Source organism: Pseudomonas aphyarum, assembly GCF_028657055.1.
GTDB lineage: Bacteria > Pseudomonadota > Gammaproteobacteria > Pseudomonadales > Pseudomonadaceae > Aquipseudomonas > Aquipseudomonas aphyarum.
The window spans coordinates 101,228-115,872 of the sequence record NZ_JAMDGS010000015.1; the positions used below are offsets into that span (position 1 = coordinate 101,228).

The window sequence follows — 14,645 nt, forward strand, 5'->3', positions numbered from 1 at the left end:
CAGATGCAGATCCCAAGGGCATAGATATCTACTACACCCGGGAAACCTGCATCAGCAAAGTTTGGAATCAGCCTCGCTCCAGATAGATATTGCGCTCCTGGAAGTTTATGCGGATTGCCAGCCTGTGTTCCGTACCATGTTGATCAATGGCACGAAAGCGAAAAACGTCGCCGAACCTGGATGCCGGCGCAAGTGACGAGTACTCGGACAGTGCCTGGACGACGGTCAACTCTCCGTCGTGATCATTGACTCTGACAGAGTAAAGTTTTTCATTCCTGGTAATGGCGTCAGAAAAAAAAGCAAATGCAACTGGATTGCCATTAAACGGCAACTTCACACCCAGCGTACTTCGCTCAGGACGGACAAGCGTGGCCCGCATGTAGTTGGTTTTCGATTCCTCAAGTTTGTTGCCCCCTGCAAAATCATGATCAACATGAGCACTTACTCCATCTGCAACCCAGTCGACCAGTTTGATCTGCTGCCCCTGCGGATACAGACCCAGATAGTAGTTCCAGATGCGATTGCCGGGTTCCTCATTGCCGCGCCGGGTTTGATACCAGCGGAATTGTTCAATGGCGTAGGTCTGAGGCAATTGTGCTTCGAGAGTGACACTGCTGTCATGGACACTGGAAAGCGTGGTGCCGTTACTCAGAACCCGCTGCCCGTTCAGATCAAGGCGTGCGGCGATCTGGGTCGTCCCGGCGACCGACGAAGATACCCAGAAGGTGCGCACCTGAGGATGGACGCTGTCATCTTCCACATCGTCGTCATTAACGTCTGCAGCTGTGAACGAAGTTTTTGCCTCAAGGGTATACCGCCCTTGTTCAGTACTCGCGGCCCAGCCGTCACGCAACGTTTTTCCAGTGCCGTAATGAATAAGCTCGATGCTGTCCATCACTTCCGCCGGTACGTGCATGGTGTTGCCGTTGGCGTCTACCCCGGAAACCAGAACTTGCACTTTCACCTGCATGCGGCCATTACCGTACAACGACTTACTGCGAGTGCTGTCGCTGGCATCAAACTTTACTTTGAAACTGGCAAGACCCTGGAGGACGGGCGGGATAGTTTGTTGATTCGGCGTTGCTTCCGTGTTTTCACTCATGATGCATATCCTTTGAAGAGCTTTTAATTGAAGATGGATATCGAACATTCCATCAACAAAAGAAATAACATGCCCTTCAAAAAACCGGCAAAGCGAAATATGTAAGAAACATACACTTGCAAGTCCTCAGCGACTTACAAACCTGTTACCTAGCAAACAAATACCTGAATACAACAAATATCAATGTTCGTCGTTATAAACAAACTTCGGCATTTCCCAGTGAAAACGGATTGCCAGCAGGCGCAAAAGGAAACCACCGAACAACGTGATCAGAATCGCCTGTTCGCTCGGCACGTTCAGGAACAGACACAGCATGTAGCACCACGCCGCAGCGAACGAGACGCTGGCATAGAGTTCGCGACGGAAGATCAGCGGAATGTCGTTGCAGAAGATGTCGCGCAGGATGCCGCCGAATACCCCGGTGATCACGCCGCTGACCGAGGCCACCAGCATTCCGTGGCCCATTTCCAGGGCGGTCATGCAGCCGATCAGGGTAAACGCCACCAGACCAACCGCGTCGAGCACCAGAAACAGCGAACGCAGGTGACGCATCCAGCGTGCGGTAAACACGGTGATCATCGCGGCGACCGTCGTCAGCACCAGGTATTCCGGGTGTTTGACCCAGGTCAGCGGGTAGTGCCCGAGCAGCACGTCGCGCACCGAACCACCGCCCAAGGCCGTGACGCAGGCAATCAGTACCACGCCGAACCAGTCCATGCCGCGACGGCCTGCAGACAGGGCGCCGGTCATGGCTTCGGCAGTAATGGCGACGAGGTAGAGCATCAGCAACATGGTGGCGATCCTGGCAGGAAGGCGCGCAGTCTACTCACTTCGCCGAGGCACCAAAAGAGGGCGCCCCGGCGTGGGTGCCGATCTCAGAACTTGATGAAATGCTTGCGGTAGTGCTGCAGCTCAGCGATGGATTCACGGATGTCGTCCAGTGCCAGGTGAGTGCTGCCCTTCTTGAAGCTGTCACGCACGTCCGGCGCCCAGCGCGCGGCCAGTTCCTTGAGCGTGGAAACGTCGAGGTTGCGGTAGTGGAAGTAGCTTTCCAGCGCCTTCATGTGGGTATAAAGGAAGCGGCGATCCTGACAGATGCTGTTGCCACAGATCGGCGACTTGCCCTTCGGCACCCACTTTTCCAGGAAAGCGATGGTTTCGGCTTCGGCCTCGGCCATGCTCACGCGGCTTTCACGCACGCGTTGGGTCAGGCCGGAGTTGCCGTGAGTGCGGGTGTTCCACTCGTCCATGCGGGCGAGGACTTCGTCGCTGTGGTGGATGGCGATCACCGGGCCTTCGGCCAGGGTGTTCAGGTCACTGTCGGTGACGATGGTCGCCATTTCGATGATCACGTCGTTTTCCGGATCCAGACCGGTCATTTCGAGGTCGATCCAGATCAGATTCTGCGGGTTTTGCATATTTCGGCTCCTGAGCAATGCTGCGCAGTTTAGCCTAGGCAGCCTGCCGGGCGTGCTAAACTCGCGGCCGTTTTACCTAATCGCTGCATTCTTCAGACGGAACACCCATGGCCAAACGCCAACTCAATCGTCGTCAAAACTGGCGCATCGAAAAGATTCAGGGCGAGCGCGCCGCCCGCGCCGCCAAACGCGAGTCCTCGGCCGTCGAGGCGCTCGAGGGCGGCGATCTGGGCCCGGAACAGCACGGCCTGGTGATCGCCCACTTCGGTGTGCAGGTCGAGGTCGAGGCCGTTGACGGCGAACTGGCCGGCCAGGTCTTCCGCTGCCACTTGCGGGCCAACCTGCCAGCGCTGGTGACCGGCGATCAAGTGGTCTGGCGTGCCGGCAACCAGGGCATCGGCGTGATCGTGGCGCAACTGCCGCGCACCACAGAACTCTGCCGCCCGGACAGCCGTGGCCAGCTCAAACCGGTGGCCGCCAACGTCGACATGATCGTCATCGTGTTCGCCCCGCTGCCCGAGCCCCATGCGAACCTGATCGACCGCTATCTGGTCGCCGCCGAGCACGCCGGCATCCGTCCGTTGCTGCTGCTGAACAAATTCGACCTGATCGACGAGCAGAACGCCCCGGCGCTGAATGCGCTGTTGGCGGTCTACCGCACGCTGGGTTACCCGGTGCTGGAAGTCTCGGCGCACCACGGCAACGGCATGAAGCAACTGCAGAAACAGCTCGACGGGCGCATCAGCGTGTTCGTCGGCCAGTCCGGTGTCGGCAAATCGTCGCTGGTCAACAGCCTGCTGCCGGAAGTCGAAACCCGCGTCGGCCCGCTGTCCGAGCTTTCCGGTCAGGGCACGCACACCACGACCACCGCACGCCTGTTCCACTTCCCCGGCGGCGGTGAATTGATCGACTCCCCGGGCATCCGCGAATTCGGCCTGGGCCACGTCAGCCGCGCCGACGTCGAAGCCGGCTTCATCGAGTTCAACGACCTGCTCGGCACCTGCCGCTTCCGCGACTGCAAGCATGATCGCGAACCCGGTTGCGCACTGCTCAAGGCCCTGGAAGACGGCCGTGTGCAGCAACAGCGAATGAACAGCTACCGCTCGATCATCGCCAGCCTGCCGGAAAACGGTTACTAGGCTTTAAAATAGCCAGACACAAAAAAGCCGCGATCATCTCGCGGCTTTTTTGTGGGTCACTGTTTCGGCGCTGGCGCCGGAGCAGTGGCCGGTGCAGCAGGCGCCGTGGCCGGTGCCGCTGCACCCGGTTCGGTCGGTTTCGGCAGCGGGTCGTCGAACAGGTTCAGCCGTTCGCGCAGCTCGTGGGCCGGCACCGGCTGCTGATCCGCCGGCAAGGCGTTCGGGTCGACCGGGGTGGCCGGCGCGGCGCCGTTCTGGCCTTGATCTGCCGGTTGCGACGGGTCGGCACCTTGCGAACCTTCGATGGCCGCCTGGGCCTTCTTGGTCAGCACCACGATGTCGATGCGGCGGTTGACCGGGTTGAACGGGTTCTCCTTGTCGAACAGTGCCGACGAGGCGTAACCAACAACCCGCGCTACTTGAGCATCCGGATAACTGCCCGCCACCAGCGCACGCCGAGCGGCGTTGGCACGGTTGGCCGAGAGTTCCCAGTTGCCGAAGTCGCCGTTGCCCACGTAAGGCTTGGCATCGGTGTGACCGCTGATACTGATCTTGTTCGGCACCGCCTTGATGGTGTCGGCCATGGCCAGCAGGATATCTTCGAAGTACGGTTTCAGACGTGCGGAACCGGAGTCGAACATCGGCCGGTTCTCGGCGTCCATGATCTGGATGCGCAAGCCGTTCGGCGTGATCTCGAACAGGATCTGGTCCTTGAACTTCTGCAGCTGCGGGTTCTCGTCGACCTTGTTCTGCAGTTCTTGCAAGAGCAGTTCCAGGCGTTCCTTTTCGACCTGCTCGGCCATGCCTTCAACCTGTTCGGTGTCGACCGTGACCTTATCCGGCTGCGGCTGAGACTTCACCTCAGGGTTGAGGGTGTTTTCCGGCGCGAGGGTCGGCGTGCCGCCCAGGTCGATGATGTACGGCGTGCCGCTCTCGGAGAAACCGACCGGGTCCTTGAAGTAACCGGCGATGGCGATCTTCTGTTCCGGGGTCGCGGTGGACAGCAGCCACAACACCAGGAAGAACGCCATCATCGCCGTCGCGAAGTCGGCGAAGGCGATCTTCCACGCCCCGCCGTGATGCCCGCCGGCGATGCGCTTGACGCGCTTGATGATTATCGGCTGGTTATTTTCCATGACTTAGCGACCGCGAACGGCTTGTTCCAGCTCGGCAAAGCTTGGACGGTGAGCCGGGTACAGAACCTTGCGACCGAACTCGACAGCCAGCGACGGCGGCATGCCGGAAGCCGAAGCCACCAGCGAGGCCTTGATGGCTTCGTAGACGTTCAGCTCTTCCTTGGCATCGTGGGCCAGGGAGTGCGCCAGCGGGCCGAAGAAACCGTACGCCGCGAGAATACCGAAGAAGGTACCCACAAGTGCCGCACCTACGTGCAGACCGATGGACTTCTGATCGCCTTCACCCAGGGAGGCCATGGTCACCACGATACCCAGTACCGCCGCGACGATACCGAAACCCGGCATGGCATCGGCAATGCCGTTCACCGCATGGGACGGATGCTCGAGGTCTTCCTTCAGGCTGTACAGTTCCATGTCGAACAGGCCTTCCAGCTCGTGGGGAGCCATGTTGCCGGACGACATGATGCGCAGGTAATCGCAGATGAACGCGGTCATGCGTTCGTCTTTCAGGACCGCCGGGTACTTGGCGAAGATCGGGCTCGCGGCGGCGTCTTCGATGTCGCCTTCGATGGCCATCATGCCTTCGCGGCGGCTCTTGTTGAGGATCTCGTAGATCAGGCCCAGCACTTCCAGATAGAACGTGTGGCTGAAACGCGAACTGAACATGCTCAGGGATTTCTTGAGCACGTGCATCGTCATGTAGCCGGGGTTGGCCTGCAGGAATGCACCGAGTGCAGCACCACCGATGATCATCACCTCGAAAGGCTGGATCAGGGCGGCAATCTTGCCGTGGGAGAGCACGTATCCGCCGAGCACGCTCGCGAATACGACGATGATGCCGATAATTTTAGCCATAGGTAGAAAGTACTTATTTAAGTCGGGTTCAAGGTCATATTCGGAAGTTAAAAAATCTCTTCTTCTACTTATCGGCAAAACTGCGCCAGACTATAGCCAGTTCAGGCGAAAAGCCAATTTAGCCCATGCCGGGCGCGTCTACAGTCAGTGAAGATCTCGTCCAGACATGGCTAATGAAACGAACGTCCCACACGTAAAACCGACCACACTCGATGGCTGGGTGAAGCTGCTCGACAGCGTTCGCCTGCCGGTGCCGCAAGACGCCCATGACCGGGTCTGCCGGGCGATTCGCGATGACCGCAGCTCGTTGCGCGACATCGCCGACCTGATGCAGGACAGCCCGGCGCTGGCCCTGAGCATCATCCGCGAAGCCAACCGCCACACCCACGGCAACATGACCGCGCCGGCGGAAAACCTCGAAGTGGCGATCAATCGTCTCGGCCTTGGCCGTACCGAAGAACTGCTCGCTCGCCTGCCCGCCGAACCTGCCGCACAGATCCCCCAGGCCCTGCGCCAGTTGCAGATGATCAGCCAGCACGCCACGCAACAGGCCAACGGATTTTTTGCCAGCCGCCTCGCGCGCCTGTGGCAGGACATTCATTGGGGCAGCCTGCTGTTTCTGTCGCCGCTGTGGCCATTGGCACTGACCTTTCCCAAATTGCTTGAAGAGTGGGAAGTGCGGGTTATCCACAAGGGCGAATCGGCGCGAGTCGTGGAAAAGCAGCTGTTCGGTGTGCGCCTGCTGAAAATCGGCGAAGCGCTGGTCGAAGCCTGGCGTCTGCCGATCTGGGTCCAGCAAGGTTACCGGCTGCTGCTGACCGAGCAGCGCGAACTGGTCAAAGTCCTGCGCATTGCCCGCGACGTCGATCATCCGCTGCGCCAACAGAATCGCCTCGATGACGACCCGACCCTGCGCCGCTGGCTCAATCAGCCGGCCAACACCGTGCTGCTGGCCAACGGCCTGGCACTCTCGGCGCAACAGGCCTGGGACAGTCCGCACAGTGAGCGCTGGCAATACCTGACCAGCCTTTACCTGCAAATCTCGATGGACGAGGTGCAACAGCAGTTGCACCAACAGGCCGCCGTCAGCGCCCGTCATCATTCCATGCCGGACCTTTGGCACCCGGCGGTTTCGCTACTCTGGCCTTGGGGCACCCGTCGCCTGCCCGCCGGAATGCTCCCGGCTGCGGCGCCGTCCGCTGAAGACCTGACCCAGTGGCGCCGCCAATGCGCCGAGCTGCTGGCCGTGCCAAGCCGCTTCACCAATGCCATGAGCCTGACCGTCGCCGCCCGCGATGCGCTGGTCGCCAGCGGCATGCGCCGGGTGATGATCCTGATGGCCGACCGCAGCCACGCCAATCTGCGCGTCCATCAAACCTCGGGGCTGCCGAAGGAAGCCGCTGCGCTCAATTTCGTCGTCAGCCAGAGTTCGGTGCTGCAACGCTTGCTCGCGCAGCAGGCACAGGTGCGAATCACCCCGGACAACAACGCCCAGTTTTCCGCCCTGCTGCCGCCCTCGCTGCGCACGTTGTTTCGTGGCGAACACCTGTTCCTGCGCTCGCTGGTGAACAACGGCCGGGTGATCATGATCGTGGTCGCCGACCAGGGTGGCGGGCCCTTTGCCGACATCACGGTGCAAGCCTTCGGCAAAACCGCGCAATGCATCGAGAAAGCCCTGCACAGTTTTAGCCAGCGCGGCCAATGACAGCTACAATCCTTCCCCTTTGTGCTCTGGAGACCTCACATGTCTGATTTCTCTGGCCTGGCCCTGGTGATCGAGCCGAGCGACCTGCTGCCGCGCCTCGAATCCCGCGATCTGATTCTGGTGGATCTGACCAGTGCCGCCCGCTACGCCGAGGGACATATTCCCGGCGCACGTTTTGTCGATCCGAAACGCACCCAGCTGGGTCAGGCGCCGGCTCCGGGCCTGTTGCCGAGCAAAGAAAAACTCGAAGAACTGTTCGGCGAGCTCGGCCATCGCAAGGACGCGGTCTACGTCGTCTATGACGACGAAGGCGGCGGCTGGGCCGGGCGCTTCATCTGGCTGCTCGACGTGATCGGCCACGACAAGTACCACTACCTCGACGGCGGTCTGCCGGCGTGGCTGGCGGAAGGTTCGCCGATGTCGATCCAGATTCCTCCGGCGGCGGGCGGCCCGGTTGCCCTCACGCTGCACGAGGAACCGACCGCCACCCGCGAATACCTGCAGAGCCGTCTCGGCGCCGCTGACCTGGCAATCTGGGATGCTCGCGGCCCGCTGGAATATTCCGGCGAGAAAGTCCTGGCGGCCAAGGGCGGGCACATCCCCGGCGCGGTCAATTTCGAATGGACGGCGGGCATGGATCAGGCGCGTCAGCTGCGCATCCGTACCGACATGCCGCAGATCCTCGAAAACCTCGGGATCACCAAAGACAAAGAAATCATTACCCACTGCCAGACCCATCACCGGTCCGGTTTCACTTATCTGGTGGCCAAGGCCCTCGGTTATCCGCGGGTCAAGGGCTACGCCGGTTCCTGGGGCGAATGGGGCAACCACCCCGACACCCCCGTCGAGCTTTAAGGATTTTTAAGGACAGTCATGAAAGAGCGTTTGTTTATCATCAGCCAGTACCTGCTGCCTCATCACCTGCTGTCGCGCCTGGCCGGCTGCGTCGCCGAGTGCCGCGTGCGCTGGTTCAAGAATGCCTTCACCACCTGGTTCGCCAAGCGTTATCAGGTGGACATGTCGCAGGCACTGGTTGAAGACGTGACCGCTTACGAGCACTTCAACGCCTTCTTCACCCGCGCCTTGAAAGACGGCGCTCGCCCACTGGATCAGACCCCGGGCGCGATCCTCAGCCCGGCCGACGGTGCGATCAGCCAGCTCGGTCCGATCGAACACGGTCGCATCTTCCAGGCCAAGGGCCACAGCTTCAGCGTGCTGGAACTGCTGGGCGGCGATGCGGCCAATGCGGCGCCGTTCATGGGCGGTGAATTCGCCACTGTTTACCTGTCGCCGAAGGACTACCACCGCGTGCACATGCCGTTGGCCGGCACCCTGCGCGAAATGGTCTACATCCCGGGCCGGATCTTCTCGGTCAACCAGACCACCGCGGAAAACGTTCCGGAGCTGTTCGCCCGCAACGAGCGTGTAGCGTGCATTTTCGACACCGAGCGCGGGCCGATGGCCGTGGTGCTGGTGGGCGCGATGATCGTGGCATCGATCGAAACCGTTTGGGCCGGTCTGGTCACGCCACCGAAGCGCGAGCTGAAAACCTTCCGTTACGACGAAGCCGCCCGTGCACCGATTCATCTGGAAAAAGGTGCGGAACTGGGTCGCTTCAAGCTGGGTTCGACCGCGATCGTGCTGTTCGGGCCGGATCAGGTGAAATGGGTTGAAGAATTGAAAGCCGGCTCGCCGGTACAGATGGGTCAGGCCCTGGCACAGTCCAACGCCTGAACCTGTTGATCCGCCCTTTCGCACGTCTGCGAAGGGGCGGACACGACCTGAGTGGCGCCGTTACTCTATCTGCCCACGGAAGCCGATCGGCCCTTCGTTGGCGTAGGTATTGGTGCCGCTGAGGTTTTTCCCTCCGTCATTGGACGTGACGCTCAACGCGATAACGTTCTGGTTATCTCGCCCGCCGATCACCCATTTGCCACCTGGATGCCACGGGGCATCGTTGCCACCCCACTGGTTCTCGACGTTGTACTGGTTCTGGCCAGTGCGCTGAGCCTTGAAGCCAATAGGGCCTTCGCCGGCGTAGGTCATGGTGCCGGTGAAGCTTTTGCCACCGTCGCCGGACTTGATCTCGATCGCGACGACGTTCTGGTTGTCCCGCGCGCCCAGCACCCAGGTTCCACCCGGATGCCAAGGTGCCGAACTACCGCCCCATTGATTTGCCACTGCGTATTTAGACATGAACCTCATCTCCTTGAAGTTTTAAAGAGACCTGCCCGACGTTGCGGCAAGCCGTGCAACCGTGCGTTTCCGATCGCACGCCTGAGAGCCTAGTAGCGCCTGCCGAAATGGCACCCCGCCAGCAGACCAACGGTAAAAAGCCTGACAATCGCCTGCGAAACAGAGCACAACTGCTAGAGTTTTTGGCATTGCCCAATTCGCCGCCGGAGCTTGTCACGGCATGAGTGAGCCACGATACCAACCAAAACTGAGCGCCCCGACGCCCACACAGTTGCGCCTGTCTTTCTGTGAAGCCACCCCGCGTGACCTCAAACGCTGGATCGCCGGCCTGCCCAAGGCCAACATCGGCGAAACCGCGCGCCTGCTGTATCAAGGCCTCGGTGAACTCAATCAACTGCTGACCCCCAGCGACAATCGCCTGCATCTGCTGGAACTGCTGCGACCCGAGGTTTACTTCGTCTGCCAGCATCTGGAGCGACATTTTCTGCATCAGGCAATCATGCTCGATGAGCGCTCTCGCAAGATCAGCAACCTGTGCCAGGCCCTGCAAAATCAGCTGGCCATCGGTTACAAACAAATCATTGCGCGGATCGCGCCCAAGTACTCCCGGGATCGCGCAGCCCTGGTGAGCGAAGCGCTGCAACGCGCAGCCCATGCGCTGAAAGGGCAACTGGTTCGCGCCACGCAGTTGTACAGCGCCGCACCGGAGCAGCTGTGGTTCGAGCTGCATCAATTGTTTCGCTGTGCCTGCGAGCTGCAACTGCAACATCGCCGGGTACGCGACGACCTTGCCAGCCTGACCGGCGAGTTGAGCGTCGAACAGACCTACCTCGCCGCCCTGCTGCTGGGCAGCGCCCGCTGCAATCAGTTGCGCCAGAACCAGATCGCGCGTCTGGCCCAAGTTGTGGAGCCATGGAGTGCGTGGCTGAAACTGCATCCCGCCCATCCGGGCGAGGGGTTGTTCGCGGTTTCGGCAGAGATCGACGCTGGCCCGCGCTACCGCTCCCAGTTTCGCAGCGAGCAACAGGCCAGCCTGCTCGGTTTCGATCCGCAACCGCTGGTGAATGCCATCGAGGCCCACCTGCTGCATCAGGATGCGACTACCCCGCTGCCCGTGCCGGCCGGGCTGACTCTCGACACCCTGCAACACCTGCATGCCACCTGGGGCGAGGCCGCCGAACGCAGCTTCCAACGCACCGTCGGCCAGGGCAACCTGACCGTGTGCGTCGGCATGAGCGCCCTGCACTTCTACCTCGGCGGCGAGCGCACCTTCAGCGAACTGCTCAAGCACCCCGGCGCCCGTGCGGCGAATTTCAGCCGCGCGGTGGTTCAGGGCGAAAAGGACAGTTGGAGCCAGGCGTTCGACGCCGCACCACAGAGCACGTCCGATGAATTGTTGCCTTACGAGGAAATCCGTTACGAACCGCTGATCGACGATGAAGGCGACGCCGACAGTCCGCCGCATTACCCGACCTACGCCTTGCCCGTCATCAACCACAGCCCCGGCGGTTATTGCCTGGCTTGGCCAAAGGAGGTTCCCGCCGAATTGCAGGCCGGGGAAATGGTCGGAATTCAGGACAGCCTCAATCAAGGCTGGAGCATTGCCGTGGTGCGCTGGGTCCGCCAGGTGCGCGGCGCCGGTACGCAAATGGGCATCGAACTGGTGGCGCCCCATGCCCGGCCGTGCGGGCTGCAACTGGTGCGTTCGCGGGATGATCACAGCCAGTATCTGCGCGGTTTGCTGTTGCCGGAAATCAGTGCGATCGACTTGCCGGCGACGTTACTGGCGCCACGGCTGCCGTTTCAGGAAGGTAATAAAGTGCTGATCAACACTCAGGGCGAAGAGCACCGCGCCGGGCTGGATCGGCGGGTGGCCAGCACTCACAGTTTCAATCAGTTTGCCTATCGCTCGCTTGAAGCCGCCAGGAATGGCGGGAGCGAAGAGGATTTCGACTCGTTGTGGAAGTCCCTTTGAGCCAGGACCGCAGCCGAGGGCTGCGATCCCGTGCTTATATCAAAGCTGCCCGTCGCGATCCCGGAAGCCCAGCAGGTACAGCACGCCATCCAGACCGAGGGTCGAGATCGCCTGCTTCGCCGACTGCTTGACCAGCGGCTTGGCGCGGAACGCCACGCCCAGACCGGCAATCGCCAGCATCGGCAGGTCGTTGGCGCCGTCGCCCACGGCGATGGTCTGCTCCAGACGCAAACCTTCTTTTTCAGCCAGCTGTTTCAGCAGATCGGCCTTGCGCTGGGCATCGACGATCGGCTCGATCGCCACGCCGGTGCACTTGCCGTCGACCACTTCCAGTTCGTTGGCGAACACGTAGTCGATCCCGAGTTTGGCCTGCAACTGTTTGGCGAAATAGGTGAAGCCGCCCGACAGGATCGCGGTCTTGTAGCCCAGACGCTTGAGTTCGGCGAACAGGGTTTCGGCGCCTTCGGTCAGGCGCAGCGAGGCGCCGATCGAATCGAGCACGCTGACATCCAGGCCCTTGAGCAGCGCCAGACGCTCTTTGAAGCTGGCGCGGAAGTCCAGCTCGCCGGCCATTGCCCGCTCGGTGATTTCCGAAACCTGATCGCCGACGCCGGCGGCTTTGGCCAGTTCGTCGATGACTTCGGCCTCGATCAGGGTCGAGTCCATGTCGAACACCGCCAGACGACGGTTGCGACGGAACAGCGAATCTTCCTGGAAGGCGATGTCGACGTTCAGTTCCTGAGCCACGCTGAGGAATTCGGCGCGCAGGGCCTGCGGGTCGGCCGCTTCGCCACGCACGGAGAACTCGATGCAGCCCTTGCCCTTGTCAGCCGGGGTGTCCAGCGGCATGCGACCCGACAGACGGTCGATATGGTCGATGTTCAGGCCGTATTTGGCGGTGATCGAGCTCACGGCCTGCAACTGGCCGGCGGTGACCTTGCGGGTCAGCAGGGTAACGATGTGGCGTTTCTTGCCCTGATTGCCCACCCATTGCTGGTAATCCTCTTCGGACACCGGGGTGAAGCGCACCTGCTGGTCGAGCTCATAGCCCTTGAACAGGATGTCCTTGAGCACCGACTTGCCTTGCTCGGAATCGGGGATTTCCACGAGGATGCCGAACGACAGCATGTCGTGAATCACCGCCTGACCGATGTCGAGGATATTCACACCACCCTGGGCCAGAACACCGGTAATGGCCGCCGTCAGACCCGGACGGTCGACTCCCGTGATGTTAATCAGGACGATTTCGCGCAACGCGCACCCCCGCAACTGGAAAAAAACCGCATTCTACCCACTTTCAGTGACCATCGGGCACCGCCAGCGCTTTGCCGGTCTAGGGCCTGTCGCTATACTGCGCGTCAACTTCACGGACAAAAGAGCCGAGCTCAGTGAACCGGCCCACGCCAGTTAAAACCGATAACTTCTTTCTGCTGATCTTCCGTGCACTGCGCCACCGCCGTGTACCGATTGCATTGCGCATTGCCAGCCATAACGTGATCCTGGTCGCCCTGGCCCTGGTGATCTATGCCTGCGTGATGGGCCTGCAGTTCAAGCAGGCCATGCACGAGCAGGCCGATGCGCTGGGCGAAAGCCTGACCACGCAGACCGCCACCTCCGCCACCGAACTGCTGGTGTCCAACGACATCCTCAGCCTCAACGTGCTGCTCAACAACCTGACCAAGAACAAGCTGGTGGCCCACGCCGCCATCTACAGCGTGGACAACCGCATCCTCGCCGAGTCAGGTCAGCGGCCCAAGCACGGTCTGTTGGGCGAAGCCGAGGGCATGTACGAGAGCAAGATCACCTTCCAGGACGTGACCGCCGGGCAACTGCGCATCAGCCTGGACATGGATCAGTTCCAGCAGCCGATGACCATCAGCCTGCAAAGCATGGGCATCCTGAGTGCGATCCTGCTGGCACTGTCCCTGGCCCTGAGCCTGCGTCTGGGCCGGCACATCTCCACGCCGCTGCTGCAATTGCGCGTGTGGCTGCGCCGGATCGACGAATACACGCCGGGGATCGAGCGTCAGGACGAGATCGGCGATCTTGCCCGCCAGTTGCACGCCAACTATGCCCCGGAGCCGGCTGAACCGGAGCCCGAGCCGGAACCCGAGTTCGAGGACGACGAGCCGGAATTCGAAGTGCGCAACCTGCGTGATCCGAGTTTCGACGAGAGCCGCCCGATGGCTGCGCAGAAGCCTGCGCCACGCCATGTGGTCAGCACCGTTGAAGACGACGATGACGAAGATCCGTTCGCCGATCTGCGTGACGAGTCGCTGGACGAAGCAGCACAACCGGCCGTGCGCCGACCGACCCCGAGCGTGCCGCAACACACGGCGGTGCTGGCGGTACAACTGGGCTCGCAGGAACAACTGCGCCGTTTGCCGCGTGCACGTCTGGAAGAGTTGCAGGATCGCTATCGCGACTGCCTGGAACAGGCCGCGTCGCTGTATCAGGGCGAAATCGAAACCCTGAACGATGGCAGCACGCTGATGCTGTTCCACACCGAAGACAGCGGCGACGACTACCTGACCAACGCCATCTGCTGCGGCGAGCTGCTGCGGGCGCTGGGCCACCAGTTGCAGATCGAAGTCGCCGACAGCGGCATCACCCTGCAATTGCAGCTGGGCCTGACCCTCGGCGATGAGCTGTTTGGTCTGAGCCAGATCGACCTGTTGCTGACCGATTCCGCCCAGGACGCCCTAGCCCTGTCGCAGCACAGCCGCAACCTGCTGCTGGTGGAGCGCAAGATCGGTGACGACGCGCTGATCCGTCAGCGTGCGCGGATCCGGCCGATTGCCAGCCCTGAGGGGGCTTGCTGTGTTGAGCGGTTGATGGAGCCTTATCCGTCGATGCTTGAGCGGCAACTGGCGCGGATGCATGAGCGTCGGGCCTGAGGCCCTGATGTGAAGAAGCCCGCAGATGAGTGATTGTCTGCGGGCTTTTTTGTGTGTGGTGGTTTTGAGGTTGCGCTAGAAGCTGAAGAACCCCCTCACCCTAGCCCTCTCCCGGTGGGAGAGGGGACTGATAGGGGGATATTCGGGATCTACACCGACCTGAACGTGCTGTGCCGAATCCAAAATCCAAGCAAGCAACCGAACGTGTGCCCTCCCAAAATC

13 protein-coding genes are annotated in these 14,645 nt (G+C 61.2%); 6 read left to right on the plus strand and 7 right to left on the minus strand.

The features are described from left to right. Window positions 1-67: 67 nt before the first annotated feature. From M5G18_RS23480 to orn, 3 genes are all read right to left on the minus strand, one after another. On the minus strand, window positions 68-1,102 hold the full coding sequence (locus M5G18_RS23480; protein WP_273897047.1) for a hypothetical protein: 1,035 nt from the start codon (window positions 1,100-1,102) through the stop codon (window positions 68-70). Window positions 1,103-1,282: 180 nt separating this feature from the next. Next, complete coding sequence (locus M5G18_RS23485) at window positions 1,283-1,894, minus strand: trimeric intracellular cation channel family protein (RefSeq protein ID WP_064593093.1); 612 nt, start codon at window positions 1,892-1,894, stop codon at window positions 1,283-1,285. A gap of 83 nt (window positions 1,895-1,977) precedes the next feature. Beyond that, complete coding sequence (gene orn, locus M5G18_RS23490; RefSeq protein ID WP_197869922.1) at window positions 1,978-2,520, minus strand: oligoribonuclease; 543 nt, start codon at window positions 2,518-2,520, stop codon at window positions 1,978-1,980. A gap of 107 nt (window positions 2,521-2,627) precedes the next feature. On the opposite strand from orn, the gene rsgA reads away from it, so the two are divergent. Then, window positions 2,628-3,659 carry a small ribosomal subunit biogenesis GTPase RsgA gene (gene rsgA / locus M5G18_RS23495; RefSeq protein WP_273897046.1) on the plus strand — a complete coding sequence of 344 codons (1,032 nt, stop codon included), beginning with the start codon at window positions 2,628-2,630 and terminating at the stop codon, window positions 3,657-3,659. Window positions 3,660-3,715: 56 nt separating this feature from the next. Here the strand turns inward: rsgA and motB are convergent, their stop codons facing one another. Together motB and motA are read right to left on the minus strand one after the other, a co-directional pair. Beyond that, window positions 3,716-4,795, minus strand: a complete 1,080-nt coding sequence (gene motB, locus M5G18_RS23500) for a flagellar motor protein MotB (protein WP_273897045.1) — start codon at window positions 4,793-4,795, stop codon at window positions 3,716-3,718. 3 nt (window positions 4,796-4,798) lie between these two features. Beyond that, on the minus strand, window positions 4,799-5,650 hold the full coding sequence (motA, locus tag M5G18_RS23505; RefSeq protein ID WP_007952169.1) for a flagellar motor stator protein MotA: 852 nt from the start codon (window positions 5,648-5,650) through the stop codon (window positions 4,799-4,801). A gap of 166 nt (window positions 5,651-5,816) precedes the next feature. On the opposite strand from motA, the gene M5G18_RS23510 reads away from it, so the two are divergent. The 3 genes from M5G18_RS23510 to asd are packed head-to-tail and all read left to right on the plus strand — an operon-like array spanning window position 5,817 to window position 9,089. Next, window positions 5,817-7,355, plus strand: a complete 1,539-nt coding sequence (locus M5G18_RS23510; RefSeq protein ID WP_273897044.1) for an HDOD domain-containing protein — start codon at window positions 5,817-5,819, stop codon at window positions 7,353-7,355. A gap of 39 nt (window positions 7,356-7,394) precedes the next feature. Next, entirely contained in the window at window positions 7,395-8,210 is an 816-nt protein-coding gene (locus M5G18_RS23515; protein WP_064379082.1) for a rhodanese-like domain-containing protein, read from the plus strand. An 18-nt stretch (window positions 8,211-8,228) separates the two neighbouring features. Next, the gene (gene asd, locus M5G18_RS23520) at window positions 8,229-9,089 is read left to right on the plus strand and encodes an archaetidylserine decarboxylase (RefSeq protein WP_064379081.1); all 861 of its coding nucleotides are present in this window, start codon (window positions 8,229-8,231) and stop codon (window positions 9,087-9,089) included. A 60-nt stretch (window positions 9,090-9,149) separates the two neighbouring features. On the opposite strand, the gene M5G18_RS23525 is transcribed toward asd, so the two are convergent. Further along, a complete protein-coding gene (locus M5G18_RS23525) occupies window positions 9,150-9,551 on the minus strand; it encodes a lectin OAA family protein (RefSeq protein ID WP_007952165.1) in 402 nt (133 codons plus the stop codon). A 220-nt stretch (window positions 9,552-9,771) separates the two neighbouring features. On the opposite strand from M5G18_RS23525, the gene M5G18_RS23530 reads away from it, so the two are divergent. Next, window positions 9,772-11,526, plus strand: coding sequence for a molecular chaperone (locus tag M5G18_RS23530; RefSeq protein ID WP_273897043.1), 1,755 nt, complete (start codon window positions 9,772-9,774; stop codon window positions 11,524-11,526). A gap of 39 nt (window positions 11,527-11,565) precedes the next feature. Here M5G18_RS23530 and serB read toward each other — a convergent pair whose 3' ends face one another. Further along, window positions 11,566-12,780, minus strand: a complete 1,215-nt coding sequence (serB, locus tag M5G18_RS23535) for a phosphoserine phosphatase SerB (protein ID WP_007952163.1) — start codon at window positions 12,778-12,780, stop codon at window positions 11,566-11,568. 134 nt (window positions 12,781-12,914) lie between these two features. Between serB and M5G18_RS23540 the strand changes: the two genes are divergently transcribed. Beyond that, entirely contained in the window at window positions 12,915-14,423 is a 1,509-nt protein-coding gene (locus M5G18_RS23540; protein ID WP_085608487.1) for an AhpA/YtjB family protein, read from the plus strand. Window positions 14,424-14,645 lie beyond the last annotated feature (222 nt).

What these genes read in the sequence shown, in the direction of transcription:
- M5G18_RS23480 (WP_273897047.1), bottom strand. Translation starts at nt 1,102, where the DNA reads ATGAGTGAAAACACGGAAGCAACGCCGAATCAACAAACTATCCCGCCC.
- orn (WP_197869922.1), bottom strand. Translation starts at nt 2,520, where the DNA reads ATGCAAAACCCGCAGAATCTGATCTGGATCGACCTCGAAATGACCGGT.
- M5G18_RS23525 (WP_007952165.1), bottom strand. Translation starts at nt 9,551, where the DNA reads ATGTCTAAATACGCAGTGGCAAATCAATGGGGCGGTAGTTCGGCACCT.
- motB (WP_273897045.1), bottom strand. Translation starts at nt 4,795, where the DNA reads ATGGAAAATAACCAGCCGATAATCATCAAGCGCGTCAAGCGCATCGCC.
- asd (WP_064379081.1), top strand. Translation starts at nt 8,229, where the DNA reads ATGAAAGAGCGTTTGTTTATCATCAGCCAGTACCTGCTGCCTCATCAC.
- motA (WP_007952169.1), bottom strand. Translation starts at nt 5,650, where the DNA reads ATGGCTAAAATTATCGGCATCATCGTCGTATTCGCGAGCGTGCTCGGC.
- rsgA (WP_273897046.1), top strand. Translation starts at nt 2,628, where the DNA reads ATGGCCAAACGCCAACTCAATCGTCGTCAAAACTGGCGCATCGAAAAG.
- M5G18_RS23530 (WP_273897043.1), top strand. Translation starts at nt 9,772, where the DNA reads ATGAGTGAGCCACGATACCAACCAAAACTGAGCGCCCCGACGCCCACA.
- M5G18_RS23515 (WP_064379082.1), top strand. Translation starts at nt 7,395, where the DNA reads ATGTCTGATTTCTCTGGCCTGGCCCTGGTGATCGAGCCGAGCGACCTG.
- M5G18_RS23485 (WP_064593093.1), bottom strand. Translation starts at nt 1,894, where the DNA reads ATGTTGCTGATGCTCTACCTCGTCGCCATTACTGCCGAAGCCATGACC.
- M5G18_RS23510 (WP_273897044.1), top strand. Translation starts at nt 5,817, where the DNA reads ATGGCTAATGAAACGAACGTCCCACACGTAAAACCGACCACACTCGAT.